Source organism: Afipia sp. GW821-FHT04G03 (assembly GCF_059419985.1).
This window is the reverse complement of the sequence record NZ_JBWKSV010000003.1, coordinates 194,414-209,313: the sequence shown is the minus strand read 5'-3', so window position 1 is coordinate 209,313 and position 14,900 is coordinate 194,414. Positions and strand designations below refer to the sequence as shown.

Genomic DNA, 14,900 nt, shown 5'->3' with positions numbered 1-14,900 from the left:
TCGCCATCAATGCCCGCTCAACACCAGCGCCTTGACCGGAAGCAGCAACGCCTGAATCCGCAAGAGCATCGCATGAACGATCCCGACCGCGTCGACGGCATGGAGCCAGATGCGTTTGCCCGTGCCGGTCTCCTTGGCAGAGATCACATCGTGGTTGCTGGTATAGGCATTGGCGATGCAACTGCTGCCGGGCGTCACGCCCTCAAGGCCGCCTTTGTAGATCGGCTCCATGAAGACGAGAATTGAACCGGGCCTCACGGTCTGCTGCGCTTCGACGAGTTGCTCGCCGCCGCGGAACTGACCCGCCGCGATGTAGTTCTGCACGCCGGTAATCACCATCGGAATCACGGTCCATGGCTTTGAGATGCATGTGGCCTCGGCGACCATCCCGACCTTCATGACCTGCGCTTCGATCTGTCCAAACCCGGCGGCCAGCGCTTTCTGTCCCGCGCCGTCCGGAATCAGGATGCCGGCGGACCGCATGACGGGATTGACAACGTCGCCCGGGCGCAGCGTGAACTGCTCGACGCGGCCATTCACGCCGGCGCGGATGAAGGTCTTGTCCAACTCCACCTGCGCCTGCGCCAATGCGGCTTCCGCGCTGGCTTTCTCGGCGGGCAGAAGTGTCGTCACGCGGATCACGGCGGATTGTTTCGAGGCCGTGACGGCATCGAGCGTGCCCTGTCGCCCGGTCAGGGCCACTTCGAGCTTCTCGATGTCACGCTGCGGGACGATGCCGGGATTGCGCTTCTGCAAATCGCGTTTGACGTCGAGTTCATCGGATGCCTGCTGATAGGAGCTTTTGGCTTCCTGTATCTGGGCCTCGGCCTTGATGACATCCGATTGCGCAGCGATCAGCGTGGCATCGACCTCCGCGATCTTGCGCCGGGCGGTTTCCAGCGCCGCTGCCTGCTTCGCGCTGTCGAGCGTGAAGATGACGTCGCCCTTCTTCACCGGCGCGCTGAAGTCGACATTCACCTCCGCGACGCGCCCGATTGTTTCCGGAACCAGAGGGACAGTCCTGTAGTACAGGGTCGCGCTCGTGGTCGATGGATGGAAATAGAAGATCACCGTGATCAGGGCGACCGTCAGCATCACGCAGGTCGTGATGCCCCAGCGCAGTTCATACCAGACGGAGAAAAGCGTGATCTCCTTGCCGAACCGTTTTCCCTGCGCATAACGCCGGTAAAGATAGTCCGGAAAAATCGTCAGAAGCGAACAGAGGGTCAGCTCAAGCATGACGCGGCTCCTCGCTCTTGGCGGCGGAGGCGCTTGTCGCGGGTGCATCCGCAGGCGCGTCGTGAGTCGTCCTCTCCATCGGTTCGGACGGATCGGGGTCCGGCGGAATGCCGGCCATCTTCTGCACCGAGCCCGCGATGCTGCGCAGCGGCGTGCTGAAATCGGGCAGGTCGACCATGGCAAGCAGCAGCGCGATCACCCAGAACAGATGATTGTGCGTGAACAGCGCGAGCAGACAGAGCACGGCCACGATTTCGAACTGCAGCTTCTGCGATTTGTGCGCCATCCGCTCCGGCAGCGAATGGATCTGCAGATAGATGTTGCCGACAAAGAGAACGGAGACGAGCAGAATGACGCCGACGGCCACCGTCAGGATGTCCGTGTCACCGGGCGCGGTGATAAAGGACGGCAGATGATGGGGCGCGGTTGGGTGAAGCGACTCGCTCAAGGCAGCCTCCGGTTCAGAAAATTGTGCGCTAAACAAAAAATCAGTGAGACGTCTCGGCTACCCCCGAGAGTTCCATACTTGCACAGGGCGGGAACTTCGCAAGCGTCAGGTTGTCGCCATCGCTGTCGATGCGGTCTTGTCCATCTGAAAAGATAAAGCTGAGTTTGTCGTCCCATTTTGATGCAATTTGTAATGTGCCGATGCGATGGGCCGCAAGAAAATGCGCTCGCCGCGTTTTGCTGGTGGGCGGCGCGCGCGATTGCCGAGGAGACGGTGCGCCCGCGTGCGGTCATCATCCCGCCTTTTGCGCCAGAGTCCGTCACCGTTTTGCCTTTTGGCGGAAACTCTCGTTTCGCAGCGTCATCCTGAAGTGCGATGACTGATTCGGGGGAGCCGCGCCACACAACAGATGTCGTCCCCGCAAAAGCGGGGACCCATACTTCCTGCGCAAGCTGTAGTGCGGCGAAACGAACACCATTCGGTGGTTCTGGGTCCCCGCTTTCGCGGGGACGACATTGAGGCGGGTCGCGCGAACGGCGCCTAGTGCTGCGTCGATTCCGATCCCGTGATGTTCAGCGCCGCCACGATATGGCGCAGCTTCTCGGGATTGCGGGTGATGTAGATCTCGCTGATCTTGCCGTCTTCGATGGCGAAGGCCGTGGTCTGGAAGATATCATCGCGTTCATAGCTGACGTAACCGGGCAGGCCGTCGATCTGCATGGGCCGGAAAAAGCCGTTCTGCCGGATGCCCAGTTTTCGCGAGAGGCCTTCGTAGAGGCGAATCACGCGCTCAAGCCCGGCAATCGGATTGATGAAGGCATGCACCTTGCCGCCGCCGTCCGACCGGACCACCACGTTCTGCGCCAGAAGGGATCGCAGGGCGTTGGTGTCGCCGCTGCGTGAGGCCGTGAAGAAAGCCTCGGCGATGCGGCTGCCTTCGTCCTGCGCGACGGTGTAGCGCGGACGGGCATCCTGGACATGCTTGCGCGCCCGCGCGGCGAGCTGACGGACCGCCGCGGGATCGCGTTCGACCGTGACGGCGACTTCGTCCAGCGGCACGCCGAACACGTCGTGCAGCAGGAAGGCCGCGCGCTCCAGCGGCGACAGCCGTTCGAGCGCAAGCATCAGCGTGAGCGTCAGATCGTCCTGGTCCATCTCGTCCGGCTCCTCGATCATCGGCTCCGGCAGCCACGATCCGACATAGGATTCGCGGCGCACGCGCGCGGACTTCATGACATCGAGACAAAGCCGGGTGACGATCCGCGACAGGAACGCGATGGAAGACTCCACCCTGGACTGGTCGGTCTGCTGCCAGCGCAGCCACGCGTCCTGCACGACGTCCTCCGCCTCGGCCACGGAGCCCAGCATGCGATAGGCGAGGCGCACCAGCCGCGGCCGGTGCGTCTCGAATGTTTGTGTGTCGGTGTCAGGCTGCGGCACGGCCGCCTTCCTTCGGATGCGCGAAACGGAAACCGATCGCCAGCCTGTTCCACGCATTGATTGCGCCGATCAGCATGGTGAGGTTGACCTGTTCGGCGTCTTTGAACTCGGCCTTCACGAGGTCGTAGTCCTTGTCCGGCGCGCCGGTGGCGGCGATCAGCGTCAGGCTTTCGGTCCAGGCCAGCGCGGCGCGTTCGCGCGGCGTATAGAACGTGGACTCGCGCCAGGCGTTCAGCATGTAGAGCCGCATTTCGGTTTCGCCCGCCTTGCGTGCGTCGGTCGAGTGCATGTGAATGCAGAAGGCGCAGCCGTTGATCTGCGAGGCGCGCATCTTCACCAGTTCGATCAGGCTGTGTTCGAGGCCGCTGGCCTTGATGGCAGCTTCGAGCGCCGACATCGCCTTGTAGGCTTCGGGGGCGAGCTTGAACGGGGCTTCCAGTCTTGGCTGCATGAGAGTCTCCTTATTATGTATTGTTGCGAGATTAGCTGATCGGATCACTTGTTGGTAGGCGTCACGAGGTTCGTCTCGGCGGTATCGACGACGAACACGGCGAGCAGGCTGGCCGGCTCGGTGCTGCTTGCGTTGGCGCTGACAGCGTGCCGGTCGCCCGGCATCTCGGCGAAGTTCTCGCCCGCGCGATAGGTTTTCTCCGGTCCGTCGTTGACCTTGCTGCGGATCGCGCCCTTCAGGACGGTCGCGTAAATGAAGGCGGATTGCGGATGGGTGTGCGCGGCGGATGAGCCGCCGGGCTGGTACTCGACCAGAACGCCCTTCATGCTCTTGCCCCTCACATTCGGAAGCGCGTGATCGAAAACCACCGTGACCTTGGCTTCGTTACCGGCCGCGTCGTGGCCCGATGCGCCGCCGACGAGAAACAGTCCGATGGCGGCGGAGCAGAGAAGTGTCTTCAACATGTCGATCTCCTGTTTATGACATCCCTTACGCGGCGGCGGCAGCCGGCTGGCGGCGCAGCCATTCGTCGAATGTGATCTTGCCGATGCGTGCGCCGGCGTCCGGCGTCAGCGAGCGATCGTCGAGCGTGATGCCGAAATAGCGCGCGGCAGGATCGGTGATCACCTCTTTCGGATCGTTCCGGGCGGTGAGGAATTTCCGGATCAGTTGATCCATCTGGACGGATTCCGGTCCGGCAACCTCGATCGTTCCGTTTACAGGCTCCGCGAGGGCTGCATCCACGACCGCGGCAGCCACATCCTCGGCCGCCATCGGCTGGAAGCGCGCGGGTGAAACACGGACGGTGTTGCCCTGTGTTGCTTCCTGCGCGATGCCGCCGACGAACTCGAAGAACTGTGTGGCGCGCACGATGGTGTAGGGCTGTCCCGAATTCTTGATCAGGCCTTCCTGCCCGAGCTTGGCGCCGAAGTATCCGAACGCCAGCAGGCGCTCGGTGCCGACCACCGACAGCGCGACGTGATGCTTCACGCCGGCGGCTTTTTCCGCCGCGAGCACATTGCGTCCCGATGCTTCAAAGAAAGCGAGTGCCGCCGCGGTCTCGAACGACGGCGAGTTCGCGACGTCGATCACGATCTGCGTGCCGGCGAAGGCGTCGGCCAGCCCTTCGCCGGTCACGACATTGACGCCGGTGGACGGCGAGGCCGCCAGCACGTCATGGCCGCGCTGGCGCAACTGGGCGACGACTTTGGATCCGATAAGGCCACTGCCTCCGATGACAACGATCTTCATGATTGCCTCCGTGTGATGCCGCGATTTGCGGGGTTGATGCCGGATGCGTGAAGCCGTCGGTTTCCCGAACCCTTCATGCACCTTCGCCATCAAGACGAGGCGGCCTGTGCGGAAAGTGACATGGCGGGAAAATAATTCCGGAAGCTGGGTTTTCCGGCTGGAATTGCACGGAAAAGGCCGTTCCGGAACGATTTTGCCCGACCTTCGTTCTGGTCAGGGGCGCGCCGATGCGCGCAGGGGGAGGCTTCCTTTGAACATCGATCAGATCGCACGACAGGATGTACCGGCGGCCGGACGCGGTCCGGGCGTTTCCGCAGCCATCATCGCCGCGCTGGTGATCACCGGCCTGTATGTCGGGCGAGAAATCTTCGTTCCCATCGCGCTTGCGATCCTGCTCAGTTTCGTTCTGGCTCCGCCGGTCGATTTTCTGGAGCGTTGGCGGGCTCCACGTGTTGCCGCCGTGGCCGTCGTGGTCCTGACGGCGTTCCTCGCGATCTTCGCACTCGGCAGCCTGATCGCGTCACAGGTGACGCAACTCGCGGAAAAGCTGCCCAGTTATCAGCAGACCATGCGGACCAAAATTTCGACGCTTCGGAGCGCCACGACGGTCGGGCCGCTGGAGCGCGCCGCAAGCGTGCTGCAAAGTCTCGGCAACGAATTGAACAAACCTGAGGGCCAACTCGAGTCGTCCGTGCCGCCTTCATCGGACCATCAGGTGCGTCCCATTCCCGTTGAAGTCCGCTCGCCGCCGCCGACAGCGCTGGAAAGCATATCCTCCCTGATCGCGCCGCTACTGCATCCGCTTGCAACAGTGGGCGTGGTCATCATCTTCGTGGTGTTCATTCTGTTTCAAAGAGAGGATCTGCGAAACCGGCTGATCAAGCTTGCAGGAGCGAACGATTTGCAGGCCACGACGTCCGCCATCGATGATGCCGCGAGCCGCCTCAGCCGCCTGTTCCTGTCGCAGCTCGGATTGAACACCGCCTTCGGGTTGGTGATCGCGCTCGGGCTATGGATCATCGGCGTGCCGAGCGCGATCCTGTGGGGCATTCTCGCAGGCATCATGCGCTTCGTGCCGTATATCGGCGCGTTCGTTGCCGCATTCTTTCCGCTCACGCTGGCGATTGCCGTCGATCCGGGCTGGTCGATGCTGGCGTGGACCGCCGCGCTTATCCTGATCACCGAGATGCTGGTCGGTCATGCCATCGAGCCGATGCTGTTCGGTCACAGCAGCGGCCTCTCGCCCTTCGCCGTGGTGGTCTCAGCGACGTTCTGGACCGCACTCTGGGGCCCGATCGGACTTGTGCTCGCCACACCGCTGACCGTGTGTCTCGTCGTGCTCGGCCGCCATGTGGAGCGCCTGAAGTTTTTCGACATCCTGCTGGGCGACCGTCCCGCGCTGTCGCCGCCGGAGATTTTCTATCAGCGCATGCTCGCCGACGATCCCGGCGAGGCGGTCGAGAAGGCCGAGGAGTTTCTGAAGGAGCGCACGCTGTCCGAGTATTATGAAGAGGTGGCGCTCAAGGGTCTGAAGCTCGCGCATAACGATGTGAAGCGCGACCGCCTGCCGGCCGCGCGCCTCGCCGATATTCGCGACAGCGTTGTCGAGCTGATCGACGATCTCGCAGACCAGGACGACGACGCGCGCGACGGCGACACCGATGACGCGGAAGCCGAAGCCGCGATCCATGCGAACCTCGTGCCGATGCCCGAACTTCCTTTCCTGATCAGGGAAGGGCTGCCGCCCGAATGGCAGGCGGAGCATCCCGTGCTTTGCGTAGCTGAACGCAGCGATCTCGACGAGGCGGCAGCGCTGATTCTCGCGCAAATTCTCTCCAAGCACGGGCTCGGCGCGCGCGTCGCCAAAAAAGAAGACGTCTCAAGCTCCGGAATCTTTCGCATCGACAGCGAAGGCGTCGCGCTGGTTTGCGTTTCGGCACTCGACGATGGAAGTCCGGCCTATACGCGCCACGTCGTGCGCAAGCTGCGCCGCAAGATTCCGCGGGCGAAGATCCTTGTCTGTCACTGGATGGCGGAAAGTATCGCGATCACGAAGGATACGGTGCAGGCGGATGCGCTTGCGACGAGCCTCAGCGCGGCCGCGCAGTATTGCCTGGACCTCGCCCAGCCGGCGCAGCCGGATGGCGGCGAGGGCGGCTTGCCTTCACGCGATGCAGGGCTGCGGATCTCCGGCTAGTGTTGCACGCGCCTGCGGGGCGCGCAGCTATTTCATGGACGTGAGAACCATGAGATCGAATCCGCCCTTGTCGAGCAGCACGAGCTTTCTCTGCGCCTGATCGATGCGCCATGCCGTGACTTTTTCAAGCGTGCTGTGGAATCGGGATTCCTGCCGCATCACCGCCGCCGTGCAAGCCATGCGCGTGCTCGCCATCGGCAGAAATTTGATCGCGTTGCCGCTGATCGTCGCCGATCCCGCGTAGCGGTTGCAGCCACCCATACCGGTGACGATGCCGTCGTCGCGGATTTCCAGCGTGGTTTGCAGCCGGTCGATCACGCCGCCGCCGTCGATGTCTTCCGCCAGCCATTTGCCCGTCAGCGATACCGGCTCCGCGCCGGCAGTCAGCGTCAGCGCGAGAGAGAGAAGGGCCGATGCAGCTAACCTGACGAGCATGATGCCTGCCTCAAAAAGATGGGAATGCGCATCCACGGTGGACGCGCATTCTCGCCTGAGTGGGTCGCGAAGCGGCCAATTTAAAGGCTGTATTCTTTGGAATGGCGGTTTCCATCGTGGGCAGATGGTGGTAGGAAGCCGAACGCAAAAATGTTCTGCCCACAAGTTTCGGCCCACCCTCATCCTGCCCAACGATCTGATGAAAAACGATCTGCTTCTGGCCCAGATTTCCGAATACTGCCGACAGGCCGGTATGGCGGAATCGACGTTCGGCCGCCGCGCGGTGAACGACGGCAAGCTGGTGTACCGGCTGCGGGAAGGCAAGCGCATCACGGTCGACACGCTGGAGCGGATTAGAGCTTTTCTTGGGGACGGCGTTCCGGTCGTCACGATCCCTGAGCCCCCGATCGAGAAGCGCGATCCCACCGGAAATTTCCGCTTTTTCGAGAACCGGCAGAAATATCTGCTGTTCGTCCATACCTGCTCGGAAAAGCGGGTGATCGCCGACCGGGTGGCGCTGGAGTTGGGGAGCATCCATCCGCGACCGCCCGCATTGCGTGTTTTCGACGCAGGCGTGGGCGACGGAACGGTGCTGGCGCGGGTCATGCGCGCGATGCACAGCCGGTTTCCCAACATGCCGTTCTACATCGCCGGCAAGGAAATCAGTCTCGAAGACGTCAGGCTGACTTTGAATAAGGTGCCGGACCGGCTGTTCGAGCACCCAGCGACCGTTTTTGTCCTGACCAACATGAACTATGCCGAGGCGCCATGGCTGGCGCCGAAGTCGCCGACCGCCGCCGCCGGCATGATCTGGCGCGAAGTCGCCCTGCGCGGCAACTCGTCCGGCGAGTTCGAGACGCAAATCGCCGATTTGCAGCCGTTTCTGGAAGAAAACTGGCGTGCCGCGGTCAGCGCGCGCTCCGGGATGCCGGTCTATGAGCGTCCCATCGCGCTGGTGATTTACCGCGAGGACCACCGGTTCCTGCTCGACGCCATGATTCCGCGGGCCGGGCGGGTCGAGGCCAATTTCGATCTGGTGATCGCCTCGCAGCCTTACCGGGCGCGTTCGTCGCTGAATTTCCGCGCCAAGAAGATCGTGGCGCCCCTGGCGCGGGCGCTGCGCGCCGGCGGCCGGCTGATCGGGATTCACTCCTACGGTCACGATCCCGGCATGGAGATTGTGCAGTCGGTCTGGCCCGGAGAAAATCCTTTCGCGGTCAGCCGCCATGAGCTACTGCGCGCCGTGAAATACGAGCTGGGATCGTCCGGGCGCGATCTTAACTTTAATGCCTATGCCGATAACCGCTCGATCTTCCGATACGATATGGAAGCCCTGCCAAATGAGGTCACGGGGCCGATCGGCACCTCGACGGCCTTTGCAGCATGGAACGCGGCGGTGTATGTCGCTCAGGTCGAAGACGACCGCCTGGACGAAGTCACGCAAAGCGGACGTTATCTCGATGCCACCAGGGACGTGCTGCGCAGGCATAACGGCCTCTGGTTCTACGATGAATCCTACGTCATCTCACGGCGTCGAGATTAAAGTTTAACTGAAAGTTCAAACGGGCCGACCGCGGCCCATCTGGAAGGGATTGGTTGATGCGCGCGTCTTATCTGTTCACGAGTGAATCGGTTTCTGAGGGTCATCCGGACAAGGTTTGCGACCGGATTTCGGACGAGATCGTCGATCTGTTTTTCCGTGAAGGCCCGAAGGCCGGAATCGATCCGTGGGCCATTCGCGCCGCGTGCGAAACGCTGGCCACGACCAACAAGGTCGTGATCGCCGGCGAGACGCGCGGTCCGTCGACCGTCACCAACGACCACATCGAAGCGACCGTGCGCGCCGCGATCAAGGACATCGGTTACGAGCAGGACGGCTTCCACTGGAAGAACTGCGACATCGAGATCCTGCTGCATCCGCAGTCCGCCGACATCGCGCAGGGCGTTGATGCGCTGCAGCCCGGCACCAACAAGGAAGAAGGCGCGGGCGACCAGGGCATCATGTTCGGTTACGCCACCAACGAAACCCCGGAGTTGATGCCGGCGCCGATCCATTACGCGCACAAGATCCTGCGCCTGATCTCGGAAGCCCGTCACTCGGGCGTCGAGAAGGTACTCGGCCCGGACTCCAAGAGCCAGGTCACCGTGCAGTATGAAAACGGCAAGCCGGTCGGCGTCCGCGAGATCGTCGTGTCGCATCAGCATCTCGTCGAGGACATGACCTCGAACCAGGTGCGCGAGCGCGTCGAGCCGTATGTGCGCAAGGCGCTGCCGGAAGGCTGGATCAACGGCAAGACCATCTGGCACATCAATCCCACCGGCAAGTTCTTCATCGGCGGTCCGGACGGCGACGCAGGCCTCACCGGCCGCAAGATCATCGTCGACACCTACGGCGGGGCTGCTCCGCACGGCGGCGGCGCGTTCTCCGGCAAGGACTCCACCAAGGTCGACCGCTCGGCGGCTTATGCCGCACGCTATGTCGCCAAGAACGTCGTCGCGGCCGGTCTCGCCGACCGCTGCACGCTGCAGCTCGCTTACGCCATCGGCGTCGCGCGCCCGCTGTCGATCTACATCGACACCCACGGCACCGGCAAAGTCTCGGACGACAAGATCGAGAAGGCCGTCGCGGAATCGATGGACCTGACGCCGCGCGGCATCCGCAAGCATCTCGACCTCAACAAGCCGATCTATGCCCGCACGTCCGCCTACGGTCACTTCGGCCGCGCGCCGGACGCCGACGGCGGCTTCTCGTGGGAAAAGACCGACCTCGCCGACGCACTCAAGCGCGCGGTGTAAGTCCTTTACCTCTCCCCGCAAGCGGGGAGAGGTCGTCGCATTTTTGCGGCGGGTGAGGGGCGACCCTCGCAGTTAAACATGATCATCGAGGCCGACGTACTGTCCGCCCCTCACCCCAACCCTCTCCCCGCATGAGCGGGGCGAGGGCGAAGAGCAGGAAAAACCACATGAGCACCGCCACCGCGAAAGCCCCCGCAGGCTTCAACGACTACATCGTCGCAGACATCGGCCTCGCCGATTTCGGCCGCAAGGAACTCTCGCTGGCCGAGACCGAAATGCCCGGCCTGATGGCGACGCGCGAGGAATACGGCCCGAAGCAGCCTTTGAAGGGCGCGCGCATCGCAGGCTCCCTGCACATGACGATTCAGACCGGCGTGCTGATCGAAACCCTCAAGGCACTCGGCGCCGACATCCGCTGGGTGTCGTGCAACATCTATTCGACGCAGGATCACGCCGCTGCCGCCATCGCGGCCGCCGGCATTCCGGTGTTCGCCATCAAGGGTGAGACGCTGAAGGATTACTGGGACTACACCGCCAAGCTGTTCGACTGGCACGGCGGCGGCCATCCGAACATGATCCTCGATGACGGCGGCGACGCCACCATGTACGTCCATCACGGCCTGCGCGCCGAGCAGGGCGACACCGCGTTTCTCGACAAGCCGGGCTCCGAGGAAGAAGAAGTGTTCTTCGCGCTGCTCAAGAAGCAGCTCAAGGAAAAGCCCAAGGGCTACTTCAAGGCGATTGCCGACAGCATCAAGGGCGTTTCGGAAGAAACCACCACGGGCGTGCATCGTCTCTATGACATGCAGAAGGCCGGCAAGCTGTTGTGGCCGGCGATCAACGTCAACGACTCGGTGACCAAGTCGAAGTTCGACAACCTTTATGGTTGTAGAGAGTCGCTGGTCGACGGCATTCGCCGCGGCACCGACGTCATGATGTCGGGCAAGGTCGCGATGGTCGCGGGCTTCGGCGACGTCGGCAAGGGTTCGGCGGCCTCGCTGCGCCAGGCCGGCTGCCGCGTGATGGTGTCCGAAATCGATCCGATCTGCGCATTGCAGGCGGCGATGGAAGGCTACCAAGTCGTGACCATGGAAGACGCGGCCCCGCAGGCCGACATCTTCGTCACCGCGACCGGCAACAAGGACATCATCACGATCGAGCACATGCGCGCGATGAAGGATCGCGCCATCGTCTGCAACATCGGCCACTTCGACAACGAGATCCAGATTGCTTCGCTGAAGAACCTGAAGTGGGACAACATCAAGCCGCAGGTGGATGAAATCACGTTCCCGGATGGCCACCGCATCATCATGCTGTCGGAAGGCCGCCTCGTGAACCTCGGCAACGCGATGGGCCATCCGTCGTTCGTGATGTCGGCGTCGTTCACCAACCAGACGCTGGCGCAGATCGAACTCTGGGCCAACAACAAGGACGGCAAGTACAAGAAGGAAGTCTACGTGCTGCCGAAGTCGCTGGACGAGAAGGTCGCGCGGCTTCATCTTGCCAAGATCGGCGTCAAGCTCACCGAGTTGCGCAAGGACCAGGCCGACTACATCGGCGTGAAGCAGGAAGGCCCGTTCAAGAGCGATCACTACCGCTATTGAGCGCTACACGGGTCGCTCGCGATGCTCGCGCCCGGAACGATAATCTAAATAAAAGCCCCGGAGCGATCCGGGGCTTTTTTGTTACTTGCTGGGCGCTGCGGGCGCCGTAATGGTCACGCTGGGCTTGGAAGCTCCGCCGCCCTTCATGCCGCCCTGCAGAAAAAAGAAACCAATGCCGACAACGATCGCAGCCCCCACGATCACGCCCAGCAAACCAATTCCACCACTTCCACCGTCAGCCATCGAATCCTCCTCCTAAAGAAAAGGCAACGGTCACGAAGCTGTTATGTTCCCGGTGCCGCGACCGGCGTCTGCGTATCGCGGCGCGCGAATCCCGATAAGATGGCCGCAGGCTCCGGTCTTTTCGCTGATACGAGGCTGCTCGTGACCGCTGATTCAAACGCCTACCCGACGACAATCGCGCTGCTCGGCGTGCCGATCGAGGTCGGCGCGTCGCAGAAGGGCGCGCTGATGGGCCCGGCGGCGCTGCGCACCGCGGGACTTGCACCGCTGCTGGAGAGTCTCGGCTTCACGGTGGAGGACCACGGCGACCTGCTGCGCCGCGAACTCAGTTTCATCGACGGCGCGGAGCCCGCGAACACCAAGCACTACCGCGAAATCCAGGGCTGGATTCGCGCGACCAGCGAACGCGCCTATGCGATGGCGAAGTCCGGTGCGATCCCTGTTTTTCTCGGCGGCGATCATTCGCTGTCGATGGGCTCGGTCAACGGCGTGTCGCGCCACTGGCGCGAGCAGGGGCGCGAGCTGTTCGTGCTGTGGCTCGACGCCCACGCCGATTACAACACGCCGGCGACGACGATCACCGGCAACATGCACGGCATGTCGGGCGCGTTCCTGTGCGGCGAGCGCGGCCTCGACGAATTGCTCGCGGGCGATCCGCGCGCGCCGATCCCGTCAGGGCAGTTGAACCTGTTCGGCCTGCGCTCGGTGGACAAGCTGGAGCGCGAACTGCTCGCGCGCCGCGACGTCTGGATCGCGGACATGCGCAGGATCGACGAGTTCGGCGTCGCGGTGCTGATGCGCGAGGTGATCGAGCGGGTGAGGGCGCAGGATGGTGTGCTGCATGTCTCGCTCGACGTGGATTTTCTCGATCCGGTGACGGCGCCCGGCGTCGGCACCACGGTGCCGGGCGGCGCGACCTATCGCGAGGCGCATCTGGTGATGGAGATGCTTCAGGATTCAGGGCTGGTGCGCTCGCTCGATCTGGTCGAGCTCAATCCGTTTCTGGATAACAAGGGCCTCACCGCGCGCACGGTGGTGGAGCTTGTCGGAAGTTTGTTTGGCCAGCAGACGACGGACAGACCGACGCCGACCAATGCGGTGGTGTAGGGACGGAAGAAAGCGTAGGATTTGAGATCTTAGCTTGGGTCCAATTCATTCGCAGTTTCGACGATATTGAGATGTCCTATTCCTAAGAAATTCTTTTTATAATTGTCTAAGGAGGTTAGTGCGCTATGACCAAAAATATCTTCAAACATTTTTGAAATGATAGAGCGAGCAGTTTCACGAAGGCTTTGATCCAATCTGTTAAAGTCATGCACGTGACTATAGATTGCTCGATAAGAAGATACTGACCTCCACAAATCAACTAAACTGTTTTGCAGCACATTGCCTTGCTTGGATTGTTCAGCGTAGGCATATTCCGCCCGAAGCTTAGTTCTTATCTTCGAAATTTGTTTCCCGCCGACGCATGCAACGTAGGCATTGGTAGAGCTCAGATAGACAAGCTCTTGTCCAAGAAAATCTACAGTTTCTTTCGGGCCAAAGATTTTTGTCTTTTTTTGATCGGCAATTTCAGGGATGTTTAGATCGACTTTTTGTAGGATGTCTTTCACTCGTTGATAGCCGGAAAGTGCTTCCTCTTTACTGCCAAAGAACAACAGCAGGTCGTCTGCGTATCGTACCATCGGAATCTTGGCTCGTTCTATTTCCTTGTCGAAATCTGAAAGAATTAGATTTGCCAAAATTGGTGAGAGAGGCATCCCTTGCCGGAGGCCGTAGCCAATTCTGATGTTTTGTTCTCGGATTTTTCGTCTCGTTTTCTCGTCAAGCTTTATGTCGCAGTCAATGCACTTTAGGATCAGCGGGACGACGCTGCTGCGCCCAAGCGCCTTTGCCACCCGTTCCTTAAGCTTCTGTCGCGGTATGCTATCGAAAAAAGTTTCAATGTCGGTTTTTAGGCACCAATAGTGGTTAGACCGCAATCGCTTCGCTTCGTTTATCGCAGCGGCAGTGCCTCGCCCTTTTATAAACCCAAAGGAAGATGAGTTATAAATCGGTAATCTTTTCTTCTCGACCAAGTACTGCGTGATTACCCTCTGTACGAGTCTATCAACAACAGTCGGAATGCAAATCATCCTCTCTTTGGTTGAGGCTGGTTTTGGTAGAAACGTAGCTCGTAGTGAGATCGGACTGTATGTTCCCGATTTGATGTGTTTCGCGAGCTTAGTGAGATTTGCATCTAGGTCTGCGGCAAACGTTTCCGCTCTGATGCGATCGACCCCTGGCCTTCCGGCGCGAGGTGTGCGGTCACGAGATTTCAGCCATACTTCCTTGAGACGTTTCTTTGAAAGAAGTCTGTTAGGCGAAGGGTAGGGCGTGGACGTTCTCCCAGACTTGGGTTCGAGCAAGGGTGCACTCAAGTCTGTTTGAACGGGTTCAGCAGAAGGTCAAAGACGCATCTGCGTGGTGTTTGAGCTTTGCTTGTGTGCCGCATTCGCGCGACACGCTCGGCTCGTGACAGATCACCGTCGTGACGTCAAATGAGATCACGGCAGCGCTTGCTAGGATTTGAACCACGAGCAAGCTCGAGAGAACAAATCGCGAACAAGTGGTATTGGGATACCGGTCCCCGTTCTTCGCGCCCCCGTCGTAAAAGTACTTCGCCCGTCTCTTATCTTTTCGCACCCCAGGCATCAGCACCTCCGTTGATTGCCGGCCACAGCAGAAGGTCAAAGACGCATCTGCGTGGTGTTTGAGCTTTGCTTGTGTGCCGCATTCGCGCGACACGCTCGGCTC

General features: G+C 61.2%; 15 protein-coding genes. 5 read left to right on the top strand and 10 right to left on the bottom strand.

Translation table 11 applies throughout. The features are described from left to right. Positions 1-6: 6 nt before the first annotated feature. The 6 genes from AC07UB_RS15430 to AC07UB_RS15405 form a co-directional block, all read right to left on the bottom strand. Positions 7-1,239: an HlyD family secretion protein gene (locus AC07UB_RS15430; RefSeq protein WP_494654592.1), complete on the bottom strand. Its 1,233-nt coding sequence runs from the start codon at positions 1,237-1,239 to the stop codon at positions 7-9. Further along, positions 1,232-1,687 (bottom strand): hypothetical protein, encoded by a 456-nt coding sequence (locus AC07UB_RS15425; RefSeq protein ID WP_494654593.1) that lies wholly within the window; start codon positions 1,685-1,687, stop codon positions 1,232-1,234. Before AC07UB_RS15425 ends, AC07UB_RS15430 begins: the two co-directional genes overlap by 8 nt. Positions 1,688-2,227: 540 nt before the next feature. Continuing rightward, a complete protein-coding gene (locus AC07UB_RS15420) occupies positions 2,228-3,127 on the bottom strand; it encodes a sigma-70 family RNA polymerase sigma factor (protein ID WP_494654595.1) in 900 nt (299 codons plus the stop codon). Next, positions 3,114-3,578 (bottom strand): carboxymuconolactone decarboxylase family protein, encoded by a 465-nt coding sequence (locus tag AC07UB_RS15415; protein ID WP_492790334.1) that lies wholly within the window; start codon positions 3,576-3,578, stop codon positions 3,114-3,116. Before AC07UB_RS15415 ends, AC07UB_RS15420 begins: the two co-directional genes overlap by 14 nt. A 44-nt stretch (positions 3,579-3,622) precedes the next feature. Beyond that, a complete protein-coding gene (locus AC07UB_RS15410) occupies positions 3,623-4,042 on the bottom strand; it encodes a cupin domain-containing protein (protein ID WP_494654597.1) in 420 nt (139 codons plus the stop codon). Between the two features lie 25 nt (positions 4,043-4,067). Then, the gene (locus AC07UB_RS15405) at positions 4,068-4,829 is read right to left on the bottom strand and encodes an SDR family oxidoreductase (RefSeq protein ID WP_494654599.1); all 762 of its coding nucleotides are present in this window, start codon (positions 4,827-4,829) and stop codon (positions 4,068-4,070) included. A 250-nt stretch (positions 4,830-5,079) separates the two neighbouring features. Between AC07UB_RS15405 and AC07UB_RS15400 the strand changes: the two genes are divergently transcribed. Beyond that, entirely contained in the window at positions 5,080-7,026 is a 1,947-nt protein-coding gene (locus tag AC07UB_RS15400; protein ID WP_494654601.1) for an AI-2E family transporter, read from the top strand. A 27-nt stretch (positions 7,027-7,053) separates the two neighbouring features. Here the strand turns inward: AC07UB_RS15400 and AC07UB_RS15395 are convergent, their stop codons facing one another. Then, positions 7,054-7,461, bottom strand: a complete 408-nt coding sequence (locus AC07UB_RS15395; protein WP_492790331.1) for an META domain-containing protein — start codon at positions 7,459-7,461, stop codon at positions 7,054-7,056. Between the two features lie 199 nt (positions 7,462-7,660). On the opposite strand from AC07UB_RS15395, the gene AC07UB_RS15390 reads away from it, so the two are divergent. The 3 genes from AC07UB_RS15390 to ahcY all read left to right on the top strand — a co-directional run bounded on the left by AC07UB_RS15390 (position 7,661) and on the right by ahcY (position 11,861). Next, entirely contained in the window at positions 7,661-9,004 is a 1,344-nt protein-coding gene (locus AC07UB_RS15390; RefSeq protein ID WP_492790330.1) for a hypothetical protein, read from the top strand. Positions 9,005-9,060: 56 nt separating this feature from the next. Continuing rightward, positions 9,061-10,257: a methionine adenosyltransferase gene (gene metK / locus AC07UB_RS15385; RefSeq protein WP_492790329.1), complete on the top strand. Its 1,197-nt coding sequence runs from the start codon at positions 9,061-9,063 to the stop codon at positions 10,255-10,257. A gap of 167 nt (positions 10,258-10,424) precedes the next feature. Further along, positions 10,425-11,861, top strand: coding sequence for an adenosylhomocysteinase (gene ahcY / locus AC07UB_RS15380; RefSeq protein WP_492790328.1), 1,437 nt, complete (start codon positions 10,425-10,427; stop codon positions 11,859-11,861). 81 nt (positions 11,862-11,942) lie between these two features. Here the strand turns inward: ahcY and AC07UB_RS15375 are convergent, their stop codons facing one another. Then, positions 11,943-12,104, bottom strand: coding sequence for a hypothetical protein (locus AC07UB_RS15375; protein ID WP_492790327.1), 162 nt, complete (start codon positions 12,102-12,104; stop codon positions 11,943-11,945). Between the two features lie 141 nt (positions 12,105-12,245). On the opposite strand from AC07UB_RS15375, the gene rocF reads away from it, so the two are divergent. After that, on the top strand, positions 12,246-13,211 hold the full coding sequence (gene rocF, locus AC07UB_RS15370) for an arginase (protein ID WP_494654604.1): 966 nt from the start codon (positions 12,246-12,248) through the stop codon (positions 13,209-13,211). 29 nt (positions 13,212-13,240) lie between these two features. Here the strand turns inward: rocF and AC07UB_RS15365 are convergent, their stop codons facing one another. Together AC07UB_RS15365 and AC07UB_RS15360 are read right to left on the bottom strand one after the other, a co-directional pair. Further along, positions 13,241-14,512 carry a reverse transcriptase domain-containing protein gene (locus AC07UB_RS15365; protein WP_494655274.1) on the bottom strand — a complete coding sequence of 424 codons (1,272 nt, stop codon included), beginning with the start codon at positions 14,510-14,512 and terminating at the stop codon, positions 13,241-13,243. 28 nt (positions 14,513-14,540) lie between these two features. Beyond that, on the bottom strand, positions 14,541-14,900 hold a 360-nt coding region (locus AC07UB_RS15360; RefSeq protein ID WP_494655273.1), incomplete at its 5' end, for a hypothetical protein.

Excerpts from the sequence above, each read along its gene's own strand:
- AC07UB_RS15430 (WP_494654592.1), bottom strand. The coding sequence starts at position 1,239 with ATGCTTGAGCTGACCCTCTGTTCGCTTCTGACGATTTTTCCGGACTAT.
- AC07UB_RS15415 (WP_492790334.1), bottom strand. The coding sequence starts at position 3,578 with ATGCAGCCAAGACTGGAAGCCCCGTTCAAGCTCGCCCCCGAAGCCTAC.
- AC07UB_RS15410 (WP_494654597.1), bottom strand. The coding sequence starts at position 4,042 with ATGTTGAAGACACTTCTCTGCTCCGCCGCCATCGGACTGTTTCTCGTC.
- AC07UB_RS15405 (WP_494654599.1), bottom strand. The coding sequence starts at position 4,829 with ATGAAGATCGTTGTCATCGGAGGCAGTGGCCTTATCGGATCCAAAGTC.
- AC07UB_RS15395 (WP_492790331.1), bottom strand. The coding sequence starts at position 7,461 with ATGCTCGTCAGGTTAGCTGCATCGGCCCTTCTCTCTCTCGCGCTGACG.
- AC07UB_RS15390 (WP_492790330.1), top strand. The coding sequence starts at position 7,661 with ATGAAAAACGATCTGCTTCTGGCCCAGATTTCCGAATACTGCCGACAG.
- metK (WP_492790329.1), top strand. The coding sequence starts at position 9,061 with ATGCGCGCGTCTTATCTGTTCACGAGTGAATCGGTTTCTGAGGGTCAT.
- ahcY (WP_492790328.1), top strand. The coding sequence starts at position 10,425 with ATGAGCACCGCCACCGCGAAAGCCCCCGCAGGCTTCAACGACTACATC.
- AC07UB_RS15375 (WP_492790327.1), bottom strand. The coding sequence starts at position 12,104 with ATGGCTGACGGTGGAAGTGGTGGAATTGGTTTGCTGGGCGTGATCGTG.